The following is a 17898-nucleotide window of genomic DNA, read 5'->3' as shown; positions in this document are numbered from 1 at the left end:
GCATCGGCGCAGCGATGCGGCACGCCTCCGGCGTCGGCGCGCGGCGCGCACGACACGCGCTGCGCGCCGCGTGTGCCGGCATTGCGCTCGCGGCCGGCATCGCCGCGGCGGCGAGCGGTGATACCGACGCCGACGCGGCAGTCGCACGCCTCGCCGCGCGCGCGGCGCAGCAGCCGGACGACCTCGCATTGCAATGGATCGCGCTGATCGGCGATCGTGACAGCCCATCAGCCGCGCGCACGGTGATGCGACTGCAGCGACGCGAGCCGCGCAACGCCGCCGCATGGGCGCTCTCGCTCGCGGTGCCCGGCACGGGCACGGACGAGCGCACCGCGCTCTCGCACATGGCCCGCGGCACCGTCTACGACGAACACCAGGGCACGGCGGCACGCGCGATCGCCACCGAGCTGCGCGCGGCCGGCGGCGTCGACGACGTGAACCGCCGCGCCTGGCTCGCGGCGGATTCGGGCTCGCTCGCCGGGCACCTGTTCTCCGCCTGCGCGCCGCGCGAAGCGGAGCCACGCCACGCGCTGCGCGCGGCGTGCACGGCGGCGATGCACGTCGTGTTCCGCCGATCGACCGACCTGACGACGATCGCGAATGCGCAACATGTGCTGCGCGCGTTGCACGCGCTCGACGGCCGGGAGCGCGAGCGAGCGCGACGCCTCGCGTGGTGGCGCGACGGAGTGGACCGCCGGATCGCGTACGACGACGCGCTCGAACGCGCGTGGTTCGACGCACTCGTCGCGAGCGACGACGCGCCGGCCACCCTCGAGGCCTTCGCGCGACGCTTCGGCGCCAGCGACCCGCCGGCGGACTGGCGCTGGCGGCCGCCCGACGCGCCGATCGATCCGCCGGTGATCCACTGAGCGACCGTGACGCCGGCCGATCCGCACGCGCGCCCGGCCGAAGGAATGATCGTCGTGGGAGCGCATCCTGTGCATCGCGGCGCCCGCTCGAGCGCACCCTGTGCGCGACGGCGGCGCCGCAATGCCGGCCGACCTGCGGTCGTCCGGCCTACCGCACGGGCACGCACGTCAGCGGGCCGAAGGAACTCGTTGTAGGAGCGCACCCTGTGCGCGACCACGATGCCGACCGGCACGCCCCTGCGTCAGAGCGTCCAGCGCACCGCGGGATCGGCGCGCAGCGCCGCGTGTGCGGCGTCGTAGAGCTCACGCGACGGGCAGGTGAAGCTCACCGAAACCGACACGTAGTTGCCCGCGCGCGACGGCTTCACGCGCTGCGATCCGGCGAGCACGCCGAGGCCGAGGCCTTCGAGGACCTCGACGACCTTGCGCTCGAGCTGCGCGGACGCACTGCCCATCGCGTTGATTTCGAATACGCCGGGAAACTGGAAGCCCTGCTCGGGCGATTGGGCGCGGATATCGTCGAGGTCTTTCATTGCGGTCAGCATCGGTGATCCGTGATGTCGGGGCAAGCGCGGCCTTCGCGGCGCGCCAAACGCGAAGCGCCGCATCGTGTGCGGCGCTTCGTCCATGCCCGTGAAATGACGGCGCCCGCGGCGGTTTTCAACGCCGCGGGACAGGGTTCAGTTGCCCTTCGGCGCCGCCGCCGACACGTTCGCGCCCGCGTCGCCCTTGAACCACATCCAGGCGCCGTCGCTCAGGCGCTTGAAGAAGCCGCCCTCGCCGCCCTCGTCGAGCGCGACGAGCGGGCGCTGCACGAGCACCTTGTCGTCGAGCTGCACCTTGAGCGTGCCGACCTGCTTGCCCTTGCCGATCGGCGCGACCAGGCGCGAGGGCATGTCGAGGCTCGCCTTGAGTTCGTTGTAGCGCCCGTGCGGGAACGTCACGAGCACGTCCTCGGCGACGCCGAGCGGCAGGTTCGCGACCGCGCCCTTCCACAGTTCCGGCGTCGCCAGCGGCGTGTTCGCCGCGTACAGCTTCTTCGTCTCGAAGAAGCGGAAGCCGTAGTTGAGCAGTTCCTGGTTGTCGTCGGCACGCTGCTTCTCGCTCGGCGCGCCCATGACGACCGCGACGAGGCGCTGGTCGCCACGCTTGGCCGACGTCGCGAGGCAGAAGCCCGCCTCCGAGGTGTGGCCGGTCTTGATGCCGTCGACGGTCTCGTCGCGCCAGAGCAGCGTGTTGCGGTTGTGCTGCTTGATGCCGTTCCACTCGAAGTCCTTGATCGCGTAGATCTTGTACTCCTCGGGGAAATCGTGGATCAGCGCGCGCGAGAGCAGCGCGACGTCGTGCGCGGTCGTGTAGTGGTCGGGATTGGGCAGACCGCTCGCGTCGACGTAGTGCGTACCGGTCATGCCGATCTTCGCCGCGTACTGGTTCATGAGCTGGGCGAACGTTTCTTCCGAACCCGCGGTGTGCTCGGCCAGCGCGATCGCGGCGTCGTTGCCGGACTGGATGATCATCCCGTACAGCAGGTCCTTCAGCGGCACCTTGCTGTTGAGCTGCAGGAAGCTCGTCGAACCGTCGGTGCCGGCGCCGCCGGAGCGCCATGCGCGCTCGCTGATGAACACCTCGTCGTCGAGGTGGATCTTGCCCTGCGCCATCTCGGCCGAGACCACGTACGACGTCATCACCTTGGTGATCGACGCGGGCGCGACGCGCTGGTCCATGTTGCTTTCGGCGAGCACCTGGCCGCTCGCGTAGTCCATGAGCACCCAGCTTTTCGCGTCGATCGCCGGTGCCGGCGGCGTCGGACCGGCGCCGGTCGCGCCTGGCACGGGCGTCGCCGGCGCGGGTTTTGCGACCGGCTGCGGCGTCGGCAATGCGGGTGTCGCGGCGGGTGCCTGCGCGGCGGGCGCGGGCGGATCGGCGTGCACGGCAACGCCGGCGAGGGCGAGGAGGACGGCAGGGGCGAACAGAAACGGCAGCTTCATCGCGGGGTCGGGTCCGGCTAACAACAAAGCCCCGATTGTCGCAGAGCGCGTCGGGCAATACACGGGCGAATTGCGGCCACGGATGCGAACCGTTCAGGCGAAACGGCGCTCAGTGCTCGATCGCGACGCGTGGCGCGCCGAAGCCGAGCCGCTCGATGCGCGCGCTCAGCGCATCGGCCGCTTCGACGTCGGCGAGCGGACCGATGCGCAGGCGGTGCACGGTGCGACCGGCCACCGCGACCGACTCGATGCCGACCTGGTCGAGGCCCGCACGCCTCGCGTGCTCGAGCGCGCGCTCCGCATTGGCGCGCTCGCCGAACGAGGCGAGCTGCAGGTAGATGCGCGGCGCGGCCGCAGGATCGGCGCTCGCTGCGCGAGCCGGCGCGGCGGGCGCGGACGCCACCGTTGCCGAGCGCGCGACCGGCGGCGGCACCGGCCCGAGCGCGCGTCGTTGCGGCGGCGGCGCGCTGGCGACGCGCGACGGCGGCAGCTCGTCGGGATGGTCCGGATCGAGCGCGCGCACCTCGACGCGGCCGGTGCCTTTGGGCCAGACGCCGATCTTCACCGCGGCCGCGTACGACAGATCGATGATGCGGTCCTCGTGGAACGGCCCGCGGTCGTTGATGCGCACGACCACGCTCTTGCCGTTGTCGAGGTTGGTCACGCGCGCGTAGCTCGGCAGCGGCAGCGTCTTGTGCGCGGCGGTGAACGCGTACATGTCGTACGGCTCGAACGACGACGTCATGTAGCCGTGAAACTTGTTGCCGTACCACGAGGCGATACCGCGCTCGACGTAGCCGCGCGAATCGGGCAGCACGCGATAGGTGCGGCCGAGCACGCTGTAGCTGTCCTTGTTGCCGTAGCGCGAGCGCGGCTCCGCCTTGGGCACCGGCTCGGGGATCTTGCTGACGTCGATCGGCGGCGCCGCGGGACCGTCGTCGGCGTTCTGCGCGTAGCGCTCCGCTTGCGGCCGCGCCGTGTCCGGCGGCAGCCGCGACGCGTCGCGCGAGGGCGGCCGCGACGCGCCCGCGTTCTCGCGCGGACGATGCCCGGCGCAGGCCGCGAGCGCGAGGCAGAGCCCCGCGCAGGCGACGGCACGCGTGCGCTTCACGGCGTCGCCGCCCCACGCGCGATCGCTTGCGCGAGCTGGAACACCGCCATCGCGTAGAGCGGGCTCTTGTTGTAGCGCGTGATCGCGCGGAAGTTGCCGAACACGAGCCAGTATTCGGGACCGCGATCGCCGTCGAGCTTGAGCAGGGTCGAGAGCGTGTCGGCATCGACGCGCTCGAGCGGTGCGTAGCCCCAGGCTTCCATCTGCTGCAGCGGATAGACCGGATCGAGGCCGGGATCGGGCAGTACGCGCGCGTCGGCCGCAGGCTGCGCGCGCACCGCGACCGGCTGGCCCTGCTGCCAGCCGTGGTCGGCGAAATAGTTGGCGATGCTCGCGGTGATGTCGGGCAGCGAACTCCAGAGATCGATGCGGCCGTCGCCGTCCTCGTCCTTCGCCCACTTCGCGATGCTCGTCGGCATGAACTGGCCCCAGCCCATCGCGCCCGCGTACGAGCCGCGCAACGCGTCGATCGGATAGGCGAGGTGGGTGTCGCCGAGCAGGAACAGCTGCTTGAGCTCGCCGCGGAAGAACTTGCCGCGCGGCGGATAGTGGAATGCGAGCGTCGACAGCGCGTCGAGCACGCGGTACTTGCCGGTGATCGCGCCGTAGCTGGTCTCCACGCCGATGATCGCGACGACGAACTCGGGCGCGACGCCGTACTCCTTGCCGACGCGCTCGAGCAGTTCGCGGTTGGCGCGGTAGAACGCGACGCCGTCGTCGATGCGCTTGTCGGTGAGGAAGATCGGCGCGTACTCGCTCCACGGCTTGGTCGCCTCGGCGGGTCGCGCGATCGCATCGAGGATCGACTGCTGCACCTTGGCGCCGGCGAGCGTCGCGAGCACGGCGGCTTCGGACGGCCCGCCGTCGTGCGCGACCTCTGCGGCGAACGCGCGTTGCTCGGCAGCGGGATCGTCGGCGGCGACGGCACCGCGACCGGCGCCCAGCAGGCAGATCGACACGAGGACCAGATGAGCGCCTGCGGCGCGAAGCCATGCCTGCATGCGCCGTACTCTAGCAGGTTGTCGCGCGCGCGCCCTACTGCCTGCACGCGCGGCATCGCCGCTTTCCCGCGCCGCGCGCGCCGGATTTCGCACAAGCGACGACGATGTCGCGCCACAGCCGTCGGCGCTCGCGATCGGCAATCTGGCGCCCGTTCCGCGCCGTCCATAGGGTCGGCGCGCGCGAACGACCGCATCCACGGAGGATCCCCATGCTTCGCCACGTGCTTTTCGTCGCCGTCGCCATGTTCACCAGCGTCGCTTCCGCGCAATCGACGGCGCGCACGCAGTACACCGACCCTTACGGATATTTCACGACCGACGCCCAGTACGAGGCGTGGTACTCGTTGCGCGCGCGGCTCGCGACCGGCTTCGACGACGTCTGCGGCGATACGTTCTGCGAAGGCGACTTCAGCAACATCGCGTCGCTGCGATTCGAATGCTCGGTGCAGCGCGGCTCGGGCCGCATCGGCGGCTGCGTCTGGTCGTTCGCCGCGAGCAGCGAGGAGATCGTGCCGACCACCGGCCGCATCGAGGTGCTGCAGCCGACCTGGCAATGCCCGATCCCGGTCGCGCCGCACACGACGATCGACGCGCTGCTCGCGGGGCTCGCCGGCGACGATCCGCTGCACACGCCGTTGCCCGGCACGACGTTGTCGGTCTACGACGGCCTCACGCACTGCCTCTGAACGACGCCGCCGGCACGCGCCGGCGCGCCGATCACGCGCGCCGGCAGCAGGCCCAGTAGACGGGGCCGCCGGCGCCGAATCCCGCGTGCAGCGCGCGGATCGCCCAGCGGTTCAGCATCGGCGCGAGGCCGGGGCGCGGAAAAACTTCCCAGCCGCTGCCGTCCGCGACGACCGCGAGCCCTGCGTCGGTGAATTCGCGATGCAGCTGCTCGCGCGGCAACGGCGCCTCGTCGGGATCCTCCGCGTGCACGCGGTACTCCTCGGGACGGCGCCGGTAGGCCCGGTTCCACCATTCGATCGCCGGCGGCTCGCGCCGATCGGTCTCGATCGGTTCGGCGATCACCAGCAGGCCGTCGCCGGCGAGGCGGTCGCGCACTCCGCGGAAGATCGCGACGCGCTGTTCGGCGAGCAGGTGGTGCAGGAAGCCGACGCAGGTAACGAGGTCGTAGCGGCCGTCGTCGTCGCGCAGGAACGACGTCGCGTCGGCGTCGACGAAGCGCACGTGCGACCAGCCGCGCCGGCGCATCGCCTCGCGCGCGAACGCGAGCATCGCGTCGCTGTGGTCGACCGCGACGACGTCGTCGAAGCGGCCGGCGTAGCGTTCGAGCATGTGCCCCGTGCCGGTGCCGAGGTCGAGCATGCGCGCGCCGCGCGGGATCCGCGCCGACAGCGGTGCGAACAGCGCATCGATGCTCGCGCGCCGCGGCGCCACGACGACTCGGTCGTACTCGGCCGCGATCGCCTCGTGATAGTCGATATCCTTGCGCGAATGATCGTTCGCGGTGTCGCTCATGTGCGGCAGCTCCGATGCGGCGATCCTATCCGGACCGGCGTTCGCGGGCGCGCACGCCGCCGGGACGCTCTCGCGGGAAGGGACGCGAAGGTGCCCGTCCGCGCGGCGCCCGTCAATTGGCCAGCACCTTGCGGTGCGCGTGGATCGACATGAGCACGCCGAAGCCCGCCAGCAGCGATACCGCCGACGTGCCGCCGTAGCTCACGAGCGGCAGCGGCACGCCGACCACCGGCAGCATGCCGGTGATCATGCCGCCGTTGACCATCACGTAGACGAACAGCGACATGCTGATCGCGCCCGCGAGCAGGCGCGCGTAGGTGTCCTTCGCCTCGGCGGCGATCCACAGGCAGCGCGCGATGATGAAGATGTACAGCGCGAGCAGCAGCAGCACGCCGACGAGGCCCCACTCCTCGGCGAACACCGAGAAGATGAAGTCGGTCGTGTGTTCGGGCAGGAACTCCAGGCGCGACTGCGTGCCGTGGTGCCAGCCCTTGCCCCACAGGCCGCCCGAGCCGACGGCGATCTTCGACTGGATGATGTGCCAGCCGTTGCCGAGGGGATCGGCCTCGGGGTCGAGCAGCGTGAGCACGCGGTTCTTCTGGTAGTCGTGCAGGAAATGCCAGGCGACCGGCACGACGCCCGCGAACGCGGCGAGCAGCGCGCCGATGCGCCACCAGGCGAGGCCGGACAGGAAGATGCCGAACGCGCCGCTCGCGACGATCAGCAGCGCGGTGCCGAGGTCGGGCTGCTTGGCGATCAGCGCCGCGGGCACGGCGATCAGCGCGCCGGCGGCGCCGAGCGTGATCCAGCCTGGCGGCAGCGGCCGGCCGTTGAGGTACCACGCGATCATCATCGGCATCGTCAGCTTGAGCAGCTCGGACGGCTGGAAGCGGACGATGCGCAGGTCGAGCCAGCGGTTCGCGCCGCGTCCCTCGCCGTGGATCACGACGATCACCAGCAGCACGACGCTCGCCGCGTACAGCCACGGCGTCCAGTTGCGCAAGGTCAGCGGCGGTACGCGCGCGATCACCGTCATCAGCAGCAGGCCGAGCATGAAGCGCAGCGCCTGCGAGATCACCTGGCTGCGATCGAGGTCGCTCGCGCTGTACAGCGTCGCCAGGCCGATGCCCATGAGCAGCAGCAGCGCACCGAGCAGCGGCAGGTCCAGACGCGGTTTGCGCCACATCGACATCAGGCGATGGCGCCATTCATGGAAGAGTTCGTCGATCACGGCGATGCCGCTCCTTCACCGCCGCCGGCGACGCGCTCGGCCTGGCGCTGCTGGTCGCCGGGCAGCCACGCGTCGAGGATCTTGCGCGCGATCGGTGCGGCGTCGTGCGCACCGCTGCGGCCCGCTTCGAGCGCGACGATCACCGCGATGCGCGCGTCGTCCGCCGGCGTGAACGCCTCGAACAGCACCTGGTGGCGCTCGATCGGGCTCGCGCTGATGCTCGTCCATTCGGTGCCGGTGCGCGAATAGCGTTCGGCCGTGCCGGTCTTGCCCGCGATCGGATACGGGAAGCCCGCGTCGATGCCGCGCGCGGTGCCGCTGCGCACGACTTCCTGCATGCCCTGCTGCACCGACGCCCAGTTCGCCGCGCGCTCGATCACGTTCTTGCGCGGCGGCGCGGGCGGCAGCGGCTCGATCCGCGCATCGACGCCGCGCTGCACCGCACGCAACAGGTGCGGCGTGTGCGGCACGCCGCGCGCGGCGAGCGTCGACACCGCGTTGGCGAGCTGCAGCGGCGTGACCACCCAGTAGCCCTGGCCGATGCCCGCGATCACCGTTTCGCCCGGATACCACGCCTGGTTGAAACGCCCGCGTTTCCACTCGCGCGACGGCAGCACGCCGCTGCCCTCGCCCATGAGGTCGATGCCGGTCGGCTGGCCGAAACCGAAGCGGCTCATGAAGCCGCTGAAGCGGTCGATGCCCATGTCGAGCGCGAGCGAATAGAAATACGTGTTGACCGACTTGGCGATCGCCTGCACGAGGTCGACGCGGCCCTGGCCGCCGCGGACGTCGTCGCGATACGCGCGCGACTGGCCGGGTATGAAGAACTCGCCGGTCGACAGCACCGTGTCCTCGGGACGGCGCAGGCCGAGCTCGAGGCCACCGAGGCCGACGAACGGCTTCATCGTCGAGCCCGGCGCGTAGTTGCCGCGCAGCAGGCGGTTCAGCAGCGGCTTGTCCTCGGCGTCGAGCAGCGCGGCGTAGTCGACGCTCGCGATGCCGTTGACGAACAGGTTCGGATCGAAGCTCGGCACGCTGACCATCGCGAGCACTTCGCCGGTGCGCGGATCGATCGCGACCGCAGCGCCGGCGCGGCCCTCGAACGCGGCCTCGGTCGCTTCCTGCAGGCGTGCATCGATGCTCAGGTAGAGGTTCTCGCCCGGCTTCGGTGCGACGCGGCCGAGCGGCTCGCCGATCGGCCGGTGGTCGGCGTTGACCTCGATCTTCTCGTAGCCGACCTCGCCGTGCAGGCGATCCTCGTAGTAGCGCTCGATGCCGGTCTTGCCGACGTGCGTGGTGCCGGCGTAGTCGCCCTTGTCGAGTTTGCCGAGGTCGGCCTCGTCGATGCGTCCGACGTAGCCGACCGTGTGCGCGAATTCCTCGCCGAGCGGGTACGAGCGGGTCAGGTACGGCACGACGTCGACGCCAGGGAAGGCCCAGCGGTTGACCGAGAACTTCGCGATCTCCTCTTCCGAGAGCTTGAGGCGGATCGGCGTGCCCTCGTACGAACGCTTGCTCTTGCGCAACGCGTTGAAGCGCTCGACGTCGTCGTCGCTGATCGGCACGACCTCGCCGAGGCGCGCGATCGTCGCCGGCAGGTCGTGCACCTGCTCGGGCGTGATCTCGAGGCGGAACGCAGCGACGTTCTCGGCGAGCAGCACGCCGTTGCGGTCGTAGATGAGGCCGCGCGCGGGCGCGAGCGGCCGCGTTAGCACGCGGTTCGCCTCCGAGCGAGCGCTGAACTCGTCGTGCCGCTCGATCTGCAGGAACGAGAAGCGCACGCCGAGCGCGACCAGGCAGGCGACGATGATGAGGAAGCCGGCGAGCGCGCGCCGGCGGAACAGCGCCTCCTCGTGGCGCGCTTCCTTCAGCGGCTTGTAACGGCCTTCACGAACGCGGGAGCGGCGCATGCGCATCGATCGGCCGCCGTCATTCGTGCGCGCGCAGGCGGGCGCGCAGGTCGTCGAACAGCAGGAACACGAACGGCCACGCGAGCATGCCGGTCAGCGGCGCCAACCAGAACGACGAAGGCGGCATCGGCTCGCCGGAGAACCCGCGCGCCATCAGCATGACGATGCGATCGTTGAGCAGCAGCGCGAGCACCGCGAGCGCCTGCTGCCAGACCGGGAAGAAGCGCAGGCGCGCGCGGAAGCGCAGCACGATGAACGCGATCACGAGCAGGCGCAGCGCCTGCTCGCCGAGCAGCTCGCCGACGAGCAGGTCGGCCGAGACGCCGAGCAGGAACGCGAAGCCGAGGCCGACGCGCTCGGGCGTCTCGATCGCCCAGTACACGAGGACGAGGCCGATCCAGTACGGCTTGAGCGGTTCGAGCAGCGGCGGCAACGGCATCAGCTGCAGCAGGAACGCGCAGACGATGCTGCCGGCGAACAGCCAGGTGCGAGCGCGCAGGCGACTCATGGCGTCGGCGTCCCCGGCGCGGCGGCCGGCGCGGGTCCGGCCAGGTCGGACGGCGGGCCGACTTCGTCCTGCGGCGCGGGCGGTCCGTACGGCTGCGGCTGGTCGCGCAGCAGCAGCACTTCGCTGCTGCGGTCGAGCGCCGCTGCCGGTTGCGCGACCGCGGCGATGAACATGCCGCTCTTGTCCTGGCCGACCTGGCGCACTTCGCCGACCGGGAAGCCGGCCGGGAAGCGCCCGCCGAGCCCCGAGGTGAGCAGGCGGTCGCCGACCTTGACGTCGGCGCTGATCGGGATCGTCGGCAATTGCAGTTCATCGATCGCGCCGCTGCCGTAGGCGATCGTGCGCAAGCCGGTGCGTTCGATCACGACCGGGATCGCGTGCGTCGCGTCGGTGATCAGCATCGCGATCGAGCTGTTCGGCAGCACTTCGACGATCTGCCCCATCACGCCCTGTGCGTCGATGACCGGCTGGCCGACGTCGATGCCCTGGCTCGCGCCGACGTCGAGCACGATGCGATGGCGGAACGGGTCGAGGTCGACATTGATGAGGCGCGCGAACTGCACGGTGAGGCCGAGGTTCTTCTGCGCGTCGAGCAGGCCCTTGAGGCGCGCGTTCTGCGCGACCAGCGCGTCGAGGCGGTTGAGGCGCGCCTGCGCGAACAGCAGCTGTTCGCGCAGCGCGCGGTTCTCGCTCGCGAGCTGGTCCTGCGTCGCGACGGCGGTGCGCGTCGCGCGCGCGAGGTTCGCCGGCAGCGCGGCGAGGCGGTACACCGGTTCGATCAGCACGCCGCCGGTGCGGCGCAGCGACTCGAGGTAGTTGCCGCGATGATCGAGCACCATGAGGCCGATCGCGCAGGCGAGGTAGACGATCAGCCGCAACGTGCTGACCGCGCCCTCGGCGAACAGCGTGGTGGCATTGTCGGTGCGGGCGAGCGGCACGTGGGTGGCGTCAGGACGGGGTTCGGGCGGATGGCGGGTGGATCATGCTGCGCCACGCGGCCGGCGATGTCAGCCGGCCGCCTCCTGCACGGCCGTCACTCCGGCGCGAAGAAATCGCTGCCGTGCAGGTCGATCAGCTCCAGCGCACGACCGCCGCCGCGGGCGACGCAGGTGAGCGGATCGTCGGCGACGTGCACGTGCAGGCCGGTCTCTTCCGAGATGAGGCGATCGATGTCGCGCAGCAGCGCGCCGCCGCCGGTCAGGACGATGCCGCGCTCGGCGACGTCCGAGCACAGTTCCGGCGGGGTCTGCTCGAGCGCGCTGCGCACCGAGCTGACGATGCCGGAGAGCGGCTCGTGCAGCGCCTCGAGCACTTCGTTCGAGTTGACCGTGAACATGCGCGGTACGCCCTCGGCGAGGTTGCGGCCGGAGACTTCGATCTCCTTGACCTCGGACTGCGGGAACGCGCAACCGATCTCGACCTTGATCTTCTCGGCGGTCGCTTCGCCGATCAGCGTGCCGTGGTTGCGGCGCACGTAGTTGATGATCGCCTCGTCGAAACGGTCGCCGCCGATGCGCACCGACGCGGAGTAGACGATGCCGTTGAGCGAGATCACCGCGACTTCGGAAGTGCCGCCGCCGATGTCGAGCACCATCGAGCCACGCGCCTCGTGCACCGGGATGCCGGCACCGATCGCCGCGGCCATCGGTTCCTCGATCAGGTAGACGTCGCGCGCGCCGGCCGACTCGGCCGATTCCTTGATCGCGCGGCGCTCGACCTGGGTCGAACCGCACGGCACGCAGATGAGCACGCGCGGGCTCGGCCGGAACATGCGCGCGCGGTGCACCTTGCGGATGAACTGCTTGAGCATCTCCTCGGTCATCGTGAAGTCGGCGATCACGCCGTCCTTCATCGGCCGCTTGGTGATGATGTTGCCCGGCGTGCGGCCGAGCATGAGCTTGGCGTCGCCACCGACCGCGGCGATCGAGCGCGGCCCGCCCGGACCGCGGTCCTGGCGGATCGCGACGACCGACGGTTCGTTGAGGACGATGCCCTGGCCGCGCACGTAGATCAGCGTGTTGGCGGTGCCGAGATCGATCGAGAGATCGTTGGAGAAGAGTCCGCGGAGACCTTTGAACATGTGTGCGGCGCGAGCCTTTGGGAATATCGGGTGGGGGCGCGATGCCGGTTCGTCCTGTCCGGTTCGCATGCAATGGTCGGGGCGCGGACGCCCGCCTGGCCCGCCGTGCCGGGCCAGGTAGCCGGCGCGGCCGCACTCCTTGTGCGTCGGAACGCCCCCGCGGGCGCTCCAAATGCGGGAAAAGCGCGCGATTTTAGTCGTGTGCCGATGCGCGGGCAAGGACATTCGAGTTAACAAACCCTTCCCCGAAGCGGGTTTCCGGCCGCGTTCGGCCCGGGCGGCGCGCGCTCCGCCTGCGCGCGAGGATTCCCGAGCGGCGCGGCGACCGGTAAGCTTCGCCGGTTTTGGGCGTCGCCTTCGCGCCCTGCCCACCATCCCCGGATGCCTTCGATGTCTGCACTGATCTGCGGTTCGCTCGCCTACGACACCATCATGGTGTTCCAGGACCAGTTCAAGAAACACATCCTGCCCGACCAGGTGCACATCCTGAACGTGTCGTTCCTGGTGCCGAGGATGCGCCGCGAGTTCGGCGGCTGCGCCGGCAACATCGCCTACAACCTCAAGCTGCTCGGCGACGACCCGATCCCGTTCGCCGCGGTCGGCCAGGACTTCGGCCCGTACCGCGAGCACATGAAGCAGTGCGGCATCCGCCTCGACCACGTCAGCGTGTTCGAGGACCTGTTCACGCCGCAGTGCTTCATCACGACCGACCTCGACAACAACCAGATCACCGCCTTCCATCCGGGCGCGATGCTCAACTCGCACGAGCACCACGTGCGCGACGTCGAGGGCGTCACCTTCGGCATCGTCGCGCCGGACAGCCGCGACGGCATGCTGCAGCATTCGCGCGAGTTCGCCGAGCGCGGCACGCCGTTCATCTTCGATCCGGGCCAGGCGATGCCGCTGTTCTCGGGCGAGGAATTCCGCACGATGATCGAGCAGTCCGACTACGCGATCGTCAACGACTACGAATCGCAGCTGCTGCAGCAGCGCACCGGCTGGAGCGCGGCCGAGATCGCGCAGCGCGTGAAGGCGTACATCGTCACGCAAGGCCCGAAGGGCTCGACCATCCATGCCGACGGCAACACCCACGTGATCCCGCCCGCGCAGGAGCGCCGCGTCGTCGACCCGACCGGCTGCGGCGATGCCTATCGCGCCGGGCTCATCTTCGGCCTCATGCGCGACATGGACTGGCCGACCACGGGGCGCATCGCCTCGCTGATGGGCACGCTCAAGATCGAGCATCCGGGCACGCAGAACCAGCGTTTCACCTATTCCGAGTTCGCCGACCAGTTCCGCCAGCAGTTCGGTTACGCGCTCGGCTGAACCTTCGCGACCATCGCAGGAGTCCATCGATGAGCACCCCGTCCCTCTTCGCACGCCTCGCCGCCGGCCTCGTGCTCGGTGCGCTGATCCAGTCCTGCGCGGCCAAGGGCCCGTACGTCGAACTCAAGGGCCAGCGCTACTCGATCGAGGTCGCCGAGAACGACGCCGCGCGCGAGCACGGCCTCATGGATCGCACCGAGATGGCGATCGACCACGGCATGTTGTTCGTGTTCCAGGACGACATCCCGCGCGCGTTCTGGATGAAGAACACGAAGATCGCGCTCGACATGCTGTTCTTCGACGCCGACCGCCACCTCGTGAGCGTGCAGCACGACGTGCCGCCGTGCCTGGCCGACCCGTGCCCGGCCTACTCGAGCGGCGCGCCCGCGCGCTACGTGCTCGAGCTCAACGCAGGGCAGGCTCGCAAGCTGGGCCTGGTTCCGGGCGACGAGCTGACGATCCAGCGCTGAGCGCGACGCGCTCGCTCCACACGCCGTCGCGCAGGACGAGCTCGCCGCGCAGTTCGTGCGCGCAGGCGAGCCCGCAGCGATATGGTACGAGCGACTGGTCGGAAGCAAGGTCGAGGACGGCATCCTCGACCGGTACGAATACGCGCATGACGACTCCGGCTGATTGACGACCACAGTCAATCAGCCGGCCGTGCCGTGGCCGCGTCGCACGCATGACGGAATCGGGACGCCAGATGGCGCGTTGCTGGCGCAGGACCCTCGCCTCGAGGGAAGGCTTCAGATCTGGACCATCTCGAAGTCGGACTTGGTCACGCCGCAATCGGGGCAGGTCCAGGTCTCGGGCACGTCTTCCCAGCGCGTGCCGGCCGCAATGCCGTCCGCGGGCCAGCCTTCGGCTTCGTTGTAGATGAACCCGCAGACCACGCACATGAAGGTGCGGTAGGGCGCGTCGACGGCGGCGGAAGCGGTATCGGACATTGCGGGGACGGCGATCGGTATCGAAAGGCCTTGTATTCTCGCAGCTTGCGCGCGCGCGCGGAAGCACGGCCGACCCGGCCGTGCGCGAACGGGACGTTACGGACGATGACGAGCACGAGCGGCCGCCTGCGCGGCCTGTACGCGATCAGCGACGGTCCGCGCGCCGACCTCGTCGACGCCTGCGCGGCCGCACTCGCCGGCGGCGCGAGCGTGCTGCAGTACCGCGACAAGACCACCGATGCGCCGCGCCGGCTCGCTGAGACCCGCGCGCTGCAGGCATTGTGCGCGCGCCATCGCGTGCCGCTGATCGTCAACGACGACGTCGACCTCGCCCTCGCCTGCGGCGCCGCGGGCGTCCATCTCGGCGAGGACGATGCGACGCCGGCCACCGCACGCGCGCGCCTCGGCGCACGGGCGATCATCGGCGTGTCGTGCTACGACTCGATCGAGCGGGCGCGACACTACGCCGCAGCCGGTGCCGACTACCTCGCGTTCGGCGCGTTCTTCGCCTCGCCGACCAAGCCGCACGCACGCGTGGCGACGCCACGCCTGCTGCGCGAAGCGAAGGCATTCGGCCTGCCGCTGGTGGCGATCGGCGGCATCACGCACGACAATGCACGCGGACTCATCGACGCCGGCGCCGACGCCGTCGCGGTGATCTCGGCGCTGTTCGGCGCGCGCGACGTGCGCGCGGCCGCGCGCCGCTTCAGCGACCTCTTCGATCCCGACGCGAGCCGACGATGACGACCAACCACGAACTGTTCCAGCGTGCGCAGGCGCGCATCCCCGGCGGCGTGAACTCGCCCGTGCGCGCGTTCAAGTCGGTCGGCGGCGAACCGTTCTTCACGGCGCGCGCCGACGGCGCGTACCTGTGGGACGTCGAAGGCACGCGCTACATCGACTACGTCGGCTCGTGGGGGCCAATGGTCGTCGGCCACAACCATCCGACCGTGCGCGCCGCGGTTGAGCGCGCGATCCGCGACGGCCTCTCGTTCGGCACGCCGTGCCCGGCGGAGGTCACGATGGCCGAGGCGATCGCCGCGATCGTGCCGTCGATCGACGTCGTGCGCATGGTCAACTCGGGCACCGAAGCGACTATGTCGGCGATCCGCCTCGCGCGCGGCTACACCGGCCGGCAGCGCATCGTGAAGTTCGAGGGTTGCTACCACGGCCACGGCGACGCGTTCCTGGTCAAGGCCGGCTCCGGCGCGCTCACGCTCGGCGTACCGACCTCGCCGGGCGTGCCGAAGGCGCTCGCCGACCTCACGCTGACGTTGCCGTACAACGACCTCGCGGCCGCGCAGCAGCTGTTCGCCGAGAGCGGCGAGGAGATCGCCGCGCTGATCATCGAGCCCGTCGCCGGAAACATGAACTGCATCCTGCCGCGCGACGGCTACCTCGCCGCGCTGCGCGAGCTGTGCACGAAGCACGGCGCGCTGCTCATCTTCGACGAGGTCATGACCGGCTTCCGCGTCGCGCTCGGCGGCGCGCAGGCGCACTACGGCATCACGCCCGACCTCAGCACGTTCGGCAAGATCATCGGCGGCGGCATGCCGGTCGGCGCCTACGGCGGACGACGCGAGATCATGCAGCAGATCGCGCCCGCCGGCCCGATCTACCAGGCCGGCACCTTGAGCGGCAATCCGGTCGCGATGGCCGCCGGCCTCGCGATGCTCGACCTGGTCCGCACACCGGACTTCCACGCCGAACTCGATCGCCGCACCCGCCTCGTCACCGACGGTTTCGTCGCCGCTGCCGCGGAGGCCGGCGTACCGCTCAGCGTCAACCGCATCTGCGGCATGTTCGGCCTGTTCTTCACCGACGTCGCGAAGGTCCAGACGTACGCACAGGCGACCGCCTGCGACGTCGCGATGTTCAACCGCTTCTTCCACGCGATGCTCGAGCGCGGCGTCTACCTCGCGCCGAGCGCATTCGAAGCGGGTTTCGTCTCGATCGCGCATTCGGACGAGGTCATCGCGGTGACGATCGAAGCCGCGCGCGCGGCCTTCAGGGACGCCGCCGCAGCCGCCTGACACCGCCACGGGGGACTTTACACATAGGTGGGTTTACTATCCGGCGCAGGCCGGCACGATGGTGCTCCGCCCCATGGCGGACCCTTCGAGGAACCTACCGATGAACGCACACCCGACCCTCGTCGGCGCATTCGCGCTGACCCTCGCACTCGTCGCCGCGCCGTGGGCCGCGACGACGTCGCAAGCCGCTCCCGCGACGACTGCGCCGGCCACCGCACCCGCCGCATCGAAGCTGCACGCGGCGATGCGCGAACTCTGGCAAGGCCATGCCGCGACCACGCGCGACTACGCCGACGCGGTGAAGGCCGGCGATGCGGCCGGCGCGAAGAAGGCGGCCGACGCGGTCGTCGGCAACGCGAAGAAGATCGCCGATGCGGTCGGCGGCTTCTACGGCGACGCCGCGGGCAAGCGGATGCTCGAACTCCTCGCCGGCCACTGGGCTGGCGTGAAGGCGCTCACCGATGCCGGCAAGGCGGGCGACGGCGCGGCGGGCGCGAAGGCGATGCAGGACCTCGCCGCGAACGCGGACGCGATCGCGAAATTCCTGTCCGCCGCGAATCCCAACCTGCCCGAAAGCGCGGTGAAGGGCCTGCTCGTCACCCACGCCGGTCACCACGCGAACCTGATCGGCGACATCATGAAGGGCGATGCCGCTGCTGCGACCAAGACCTGGAGCGCGATGCAGGCGCACATGGACACGATCGCCGACGCGCTCGCCGACGGCATCGCCAGGCAGTTCCCGGCGAAGGCGGGTTGAGCACGCGATGAAGCATGCGAGCGCGCTCGCCCGGCTCGGTCCGACGCAGCAGCGCCTGCTGCGCCGGCTGCTGCTTTCACCGCAGGGAGCGACCGTGGAGACGCTCTGCGATGCGCTCGGCATCAGCCACAACGCGGTCCGGCAGCACCTGACCGCGTTGATCGCCGCCGGCTACGTCGAACGCGGCACCGCGTTGCCGAGCGGCGGCCGGCCGCAAGCGCGCTACGTGCTGCAGCCGGCGGGACGCGAATTGTTCCCGCGCAACTACGGCCTGGTCGCGACGAGCGTGCTCGAGCACCTGTACGCGTCCAGCGGCAAGGCCGGGGTGCAGGATCTGCTCGGAACGATCGGGCGCGAACTCGGCGCCGCCGCGGCCGAGCGCGTCGCCGCGGTCGACGACGACGAAACCGCGCACGCGCTCGCCGAGCAGCTCGACGCGCTCGGCTACGAGGCGTTCGCGGTGCGCCGCGACGGCGAGACCCAGGTGGAGGCGTACAACTGCGTGTTCCATGCGCTCGCGAAAGCGCATCCGGACGTCTGCCGGTTCGACCTCGCCTTCATGGAGGCGGCGACCGGCCGGCCCGTGCAGCATCTCGAATGCCTCGTGCGCGGCGGCCATGCCTGCCGCTTCCGCCTCGCCCGCCGTGGCGAGCGCTGA

Annotated in this window: 19 protein-coding genes; 8 read left to right on the top strand and 11 right to left on the bottom strand. The window is 70.5% G+C overall.

Annotated features, from left to right (window positions below):
• Positions 1-14 precede the first annotated feature (14 nt).
• Positions 15-869: a hypothetical protein gene (locus FHW12_RS10260; RefSeq protein WP_182530890.1), complete on the top strand. Its 855-nt coding sequence runs from the start codon at positions 15-17 to the stop codon at positions 867-869.
• 242 nt (positions 870-1111) lie between these two features.
• On the opposite strand, the gene FHW12_RS10255 is transcribed toward FHW12_RS10260, so the two are convergent.
• From FHW12_RS10255 to mltB, 4 genes are all read right to left on the bottom strand, one after another.
• Positions 1112-1414, bottom strand: coding sequence for a YbeD family protein (locus tag FHW12_RS10255; protein ID WP_259392952.1), 303 nt, complete (start codon positions 1412-1414; stop codon positions 1112-1114).
• Positions 1415-1549: 135 nt separating this feature from the next.
• On the bottom strand, positions 1550-2857 hold the full coding sequence (locus FHW12_RS10250) for a D-alanyl-D-alanine carboxypeptidase family protein (protein WP_182530889.1): 1308 nt from the start codon (positions 2855-2857) through the stop codon (positions 1550-1552).
• Between the two features lie 109 nt (positions 2858-2966).
• Positions 2967-3968: a septal ring lytic transglycosylase RlpA family protein gene (locus FHW12_RS21590; protein ID WP_182530888.1), complete on the bottom strand. Its 1002-nt coding sequence runs from the start codon at positions 3966-3968 to the stop codon at positions 2967-2969.
• The gene (gene mltB / locus FHW12_RS10240) at positions 3965-4969 is read right to left on the bottom strand and encodes a lytic murein transglycosylase B (protein WP_182530887.1); all 1005 of its coding nucleotides are present in this window, start codon (positions 4967-4969) and stop codon (positions 3965-3967) included. The genes FHW12_RS21590 and mltB overlap by 4 nt, the downstream gene beginning before the upstream one ends.
• A gap of 209 nt (positions 4970-5178) precedes the next feature.
• Between mltB and FHW12_RS10235 the strand changes: the two genes are divergently transcribed.
• Positions 5179-5655 (top strand): hypothetical protein, encoded by a 477-nt coding sequence (locus FHW12_RS10235; RefSeq protein ID WP_182530886.1) that lies wholly within the window; start codon positions 5179-5181, stop codon positions 5653-5655.
• A gap of 31 nt (positions 5656-5686) precedes the next feature.
• Here the strand turns inward: FHW12_RS10235 and FHW12_RS10230 are convergent, their stop codons facing one another.
• The 6 genes from FHW12_RS10230 to FHW12_RS10205 form a co-directional block, all read right to left on the bottom strand.
• Entirely contained in the window at positions 5687-6448 is a 762-nt protein-coding gene (locus tag FHW12_RS10230; protein ID WP_182530885.1) for a class I SAM-dependent methyltransferase, read from the bottom strand.
• A gap of 112 nt (positions 6449-6560) precedes the next feature.
• Positions 6561-7679: a rod shape-determining protein RodA gene (gene rodA / locus FHW12_RS10225; protein WP_428993619.1), complete on the bottom strand. Its 1119-nt coding sequence runs from the start codon at positions 7677-7679 to the stop codon at positions 6561-6563.
• Positions 7676-9589 carry a penicillin-binding protein 2 gene (gene mrdA, locus FHW12_RS10220; protein ID WP_259392951.1) on the bottom strand — a complete coding sequence of 638 codons (1914 nt, stop codon included), beginning with the start codon at positions 9587-9589 and terminating at the stop codon, positions 7676-7678. Before mrdA ends, rodA begins: the two co-directional genes overlap by 4 nt.
• 19 nt (positions 9590-9608) lie before the next feature.
• Complete coding sequence (gene mreD, locus FHW12_RS10215; protein WP_182530883.1) at positions 9609-10097, bottom strand: rod shape-determining protein MreD; 489 nt, start codon at positions 10095-10097, stop codon at positions 9609-9611.
• The gene (gene mreC / locus FHW12_RS10210; protein ID WP_182530882.1) at positions 10094-11035 is read right to left on the bottom strand and encodes a rod shape-determining protein MreC; all 942 of its coding nucleotides are present in this window, start codon (positions 11033-11035) and stop codon (positions 10094-10096) included. Before mreC ends, mreD begins: the two co-directional genes overlap by 4 nt.
• A 95-nt stretch (positions 11036-11130) precedes the next feature.
• Positions 11131-12177, bottom strand: a complete 1047-nt coding sequence (locus tag FHW12_RS10205) for a rod shape-determining protein (RefSeq protein WP_182530881.1) — start codon at positions 12175-12177, stop codon at positions 11131-11133.
• A 390-nt stretch (positions 12178-12567) separates the two neighbouring features.
• Between FHW12_RS10205 and FHW12_RS10200 the strand changes: the two genes are divergently transcribed.
• Both FHW12_RS10200 and FHW12_RS10195 read left to right on the top strand, forming a co-directional pair.
• Positions 12568-13503 (top strand): carbohydrate kinase family protein, encoded by a 936-nt coding sequence (locus FHW12_RS10200; protein ID WP_182530880.1) that lies wholly within the window; start codon positions 12568-12570, stop codon positions 13501-13503.
• A 29-nt stretch (positions 13504-13532) separates the two neighbouring features.
• Positions 13533-13973, top strand: a complete 441-nt coding sequence (locus FHW12_RS10195) for a DUF192 domain-containing protein (RefSeq protein WP_182530879.1) — start codon at positions 13533-13535, stop codon at positions 13971-13973.
• Between the two features lie 276 nt (positions 13974-14249).
• Here the strand turns inward: FHW12_RS10195 and FHW12_RS10190 are convergent, their stop codons facing one another.
• Positions 14250-14450 carry a rubredoxin gene (locus tag FHW12_RS10190; RefSeq protein WP_182530878.1) on the bottom strand — a complete coding sequence of 67 codons (201 nt, stop codon included), beginning with the start codon at positions 14448-14450 and terminating at the stop codon, positions 14250-14252.
• 105 nt (positions 14451-14555) lie between these two features.
• On the opposite strand from FHW12_RS10190, the gene thiE reads away from it, so the two are divergent.
• The 4 genes from thiE (at position 14556) to FHW12_RS10170 (ending at position 17898) form a co-directional block, all read left to right on the top strand.
• A complete protein-coding gene (thiE, locus tag FHW12_RS10185) occupies positions 14556-15194 on the top strand; it encodes a thiamine phosphate synthase (RefSeq protein ID WP_182530877.1) in 639 nt (212 codons plus the stop codon).
• Positions 15191-16483: a glutamate-1-semialdehyde 2,1-aminomutase gene (hemL, locus tag FHW12_RS10180; protein WP_182530876.1), complete on the top strand. Its 1293-nt coding sequence runs from the start codon at positions 15191-15193 to the stop codon at positions 16481-16483. Before thiE ends, hemL begins: the two co-directional genes overlap by 4 nt.
• A gap of 100 nt (positions 16484-16583) precedes the next feature.
• The gene (locus FHW12_RS10175; protein WP_182530875.1) at positions 16584-17240 is read left to right on the top strand and encodes a hypothetical protein; all 657 of its coding nucleotides are present in this window, start codon (positions 16584-16586) and stop codon (positions 17238-17240) included.
• A 7-nt stretch (positions 17241-17247) separates the two neighbouring features.
• Positions 17248-17898 carry a helix-turn-helix transcriptional regulator gene (locus tag FHW12_RS10170; RefSeq protein WP_182530874.1) on the top strand — a complete coding sequence of 217 codons (651 nt, stop codon included), beginning with the start codon at positions 17248-17250 and terminating at the stop codon, positions 17896-17898.

Source organism: Dokdonella fugitiva (assembly GCF_014138265.1).
GTDB lineage: Bacteria > Pseudomonadota > Gammaproteobacteria > Xanthomonadales > Rhodanobacteraceae > Dokdonella_A > Dokdonella_A fugitiva_A.
Note: the sequence above shows the minus strand (reverse complement) of the source record. Positions and strands in the feature narration are given on the sequence as shown.

Coding starts and splice junctions, on each gene's coding strand:
- FHW12_RS10205 (WP_182530881.1), bottom strand. CDS start 12,177: ATGTTCAAAGGTCTCCGCGGACTCTTCTCCAACGATCTCTCGATCGAT.
- FHW12_RS10170 (WP_182530874.1), top strand. CDS start 17,248: ATGAAGCATGCGAGCGCGCTCGCCCGGCTCGGTCCGACGCAGCAGCGC.
- FHW12_RS10200 (WP_182530880.1), top strand. CDS start 12,568: ATGTCTGCACTGATCTGCGGTTCGCTCGCCTACGACACCATCATGGTG.
- thiE (WP_182530877.1), top strand. CDS start 14,556: ATGACGAGCACGAGCGGCCGCCTGCGCGGCCTGTACGCGATCAGCGAC.
- mreD (WP_182530883.1), bottom strand. CDS start 10,097: ATGAGTCGCCTGCGCGCTCGCACCTGGCTGTTCGCCGGCAGCATCGTC.
- FHW12_RS10190 (WP_182530878.1), bottom strand. CDS start 14,450: ATGTCCGATACCGCTTCCGCCGCCGTCGACGCGCCCTACCGCACCTTC.
- mltB (WP_182530887.1), bottom strand. CDS start 4,969: ATGCAGGCATGGCTTCGCGCCGCAGGCGCTCATCTGGTCCTCGTGTCG.
- FHW12_RS10175 (WP_182530875.1), top strand. CDS start 16,584: ATGAACGCACACCCGACCCTCGTCGGCGCATTCGCGCTGACCCTCGCA.
- FHW12_RS10250 (WP_182530889.1), bottom strand. CDS start 2,857: ATGAAGCTGCCGTTTCTGTTCGCCCCTGCCGTCCTCCTCGCCCTCGCC.
- FHW12_RS10255 (WP_259392952.1), bottom strand. CDS start 1,414: ATGCTGACCGCAATGAAAGACCTCGACGATATCCGCGCCCAATCGCCC.
- mrdA (WP_259392951.1), bottom strand. CDS start 9,589: ATGCGCCGCTCCCGCGTTCGTGAAGGCCGTTACAAGCCGCTGAAGGAA.
- hemL (WP_182530876.1), top strand. CDS start 15,191: ATGACGACCAACCACGAACTGTTCCAGCGTGCGCAGGCGCGCATCCCC.
- FHW12_RS10195 (WP_182530879.1), top strand. CDS start 13,533: ATGAGCACCCCGTCCCTCTTCGCACGCCTCGCCGCCGGCCTCGTGCTC.
- FHW12_RS10235 (WP_182530886.1), top strand. CDS start 5,179: ATGCTTCGCCACGTGCTTTTCGTCGCCGTCGCCATGTTCACCAGCGTC.
- FHW12_RS10260 (WP_182530890.1), top strand. CDS start 15: ATGCGGCACGCCTCCGGCGTCGGCGCGCGGCGCGCACGACACGCGCTG.
- FHW12_RS10230 (WP_182530885.1), bottom strand. CDS start 6,448: ATGAGCGACACCGCGAACGATCATTCGCGCAAGGATATCGACTATCAC.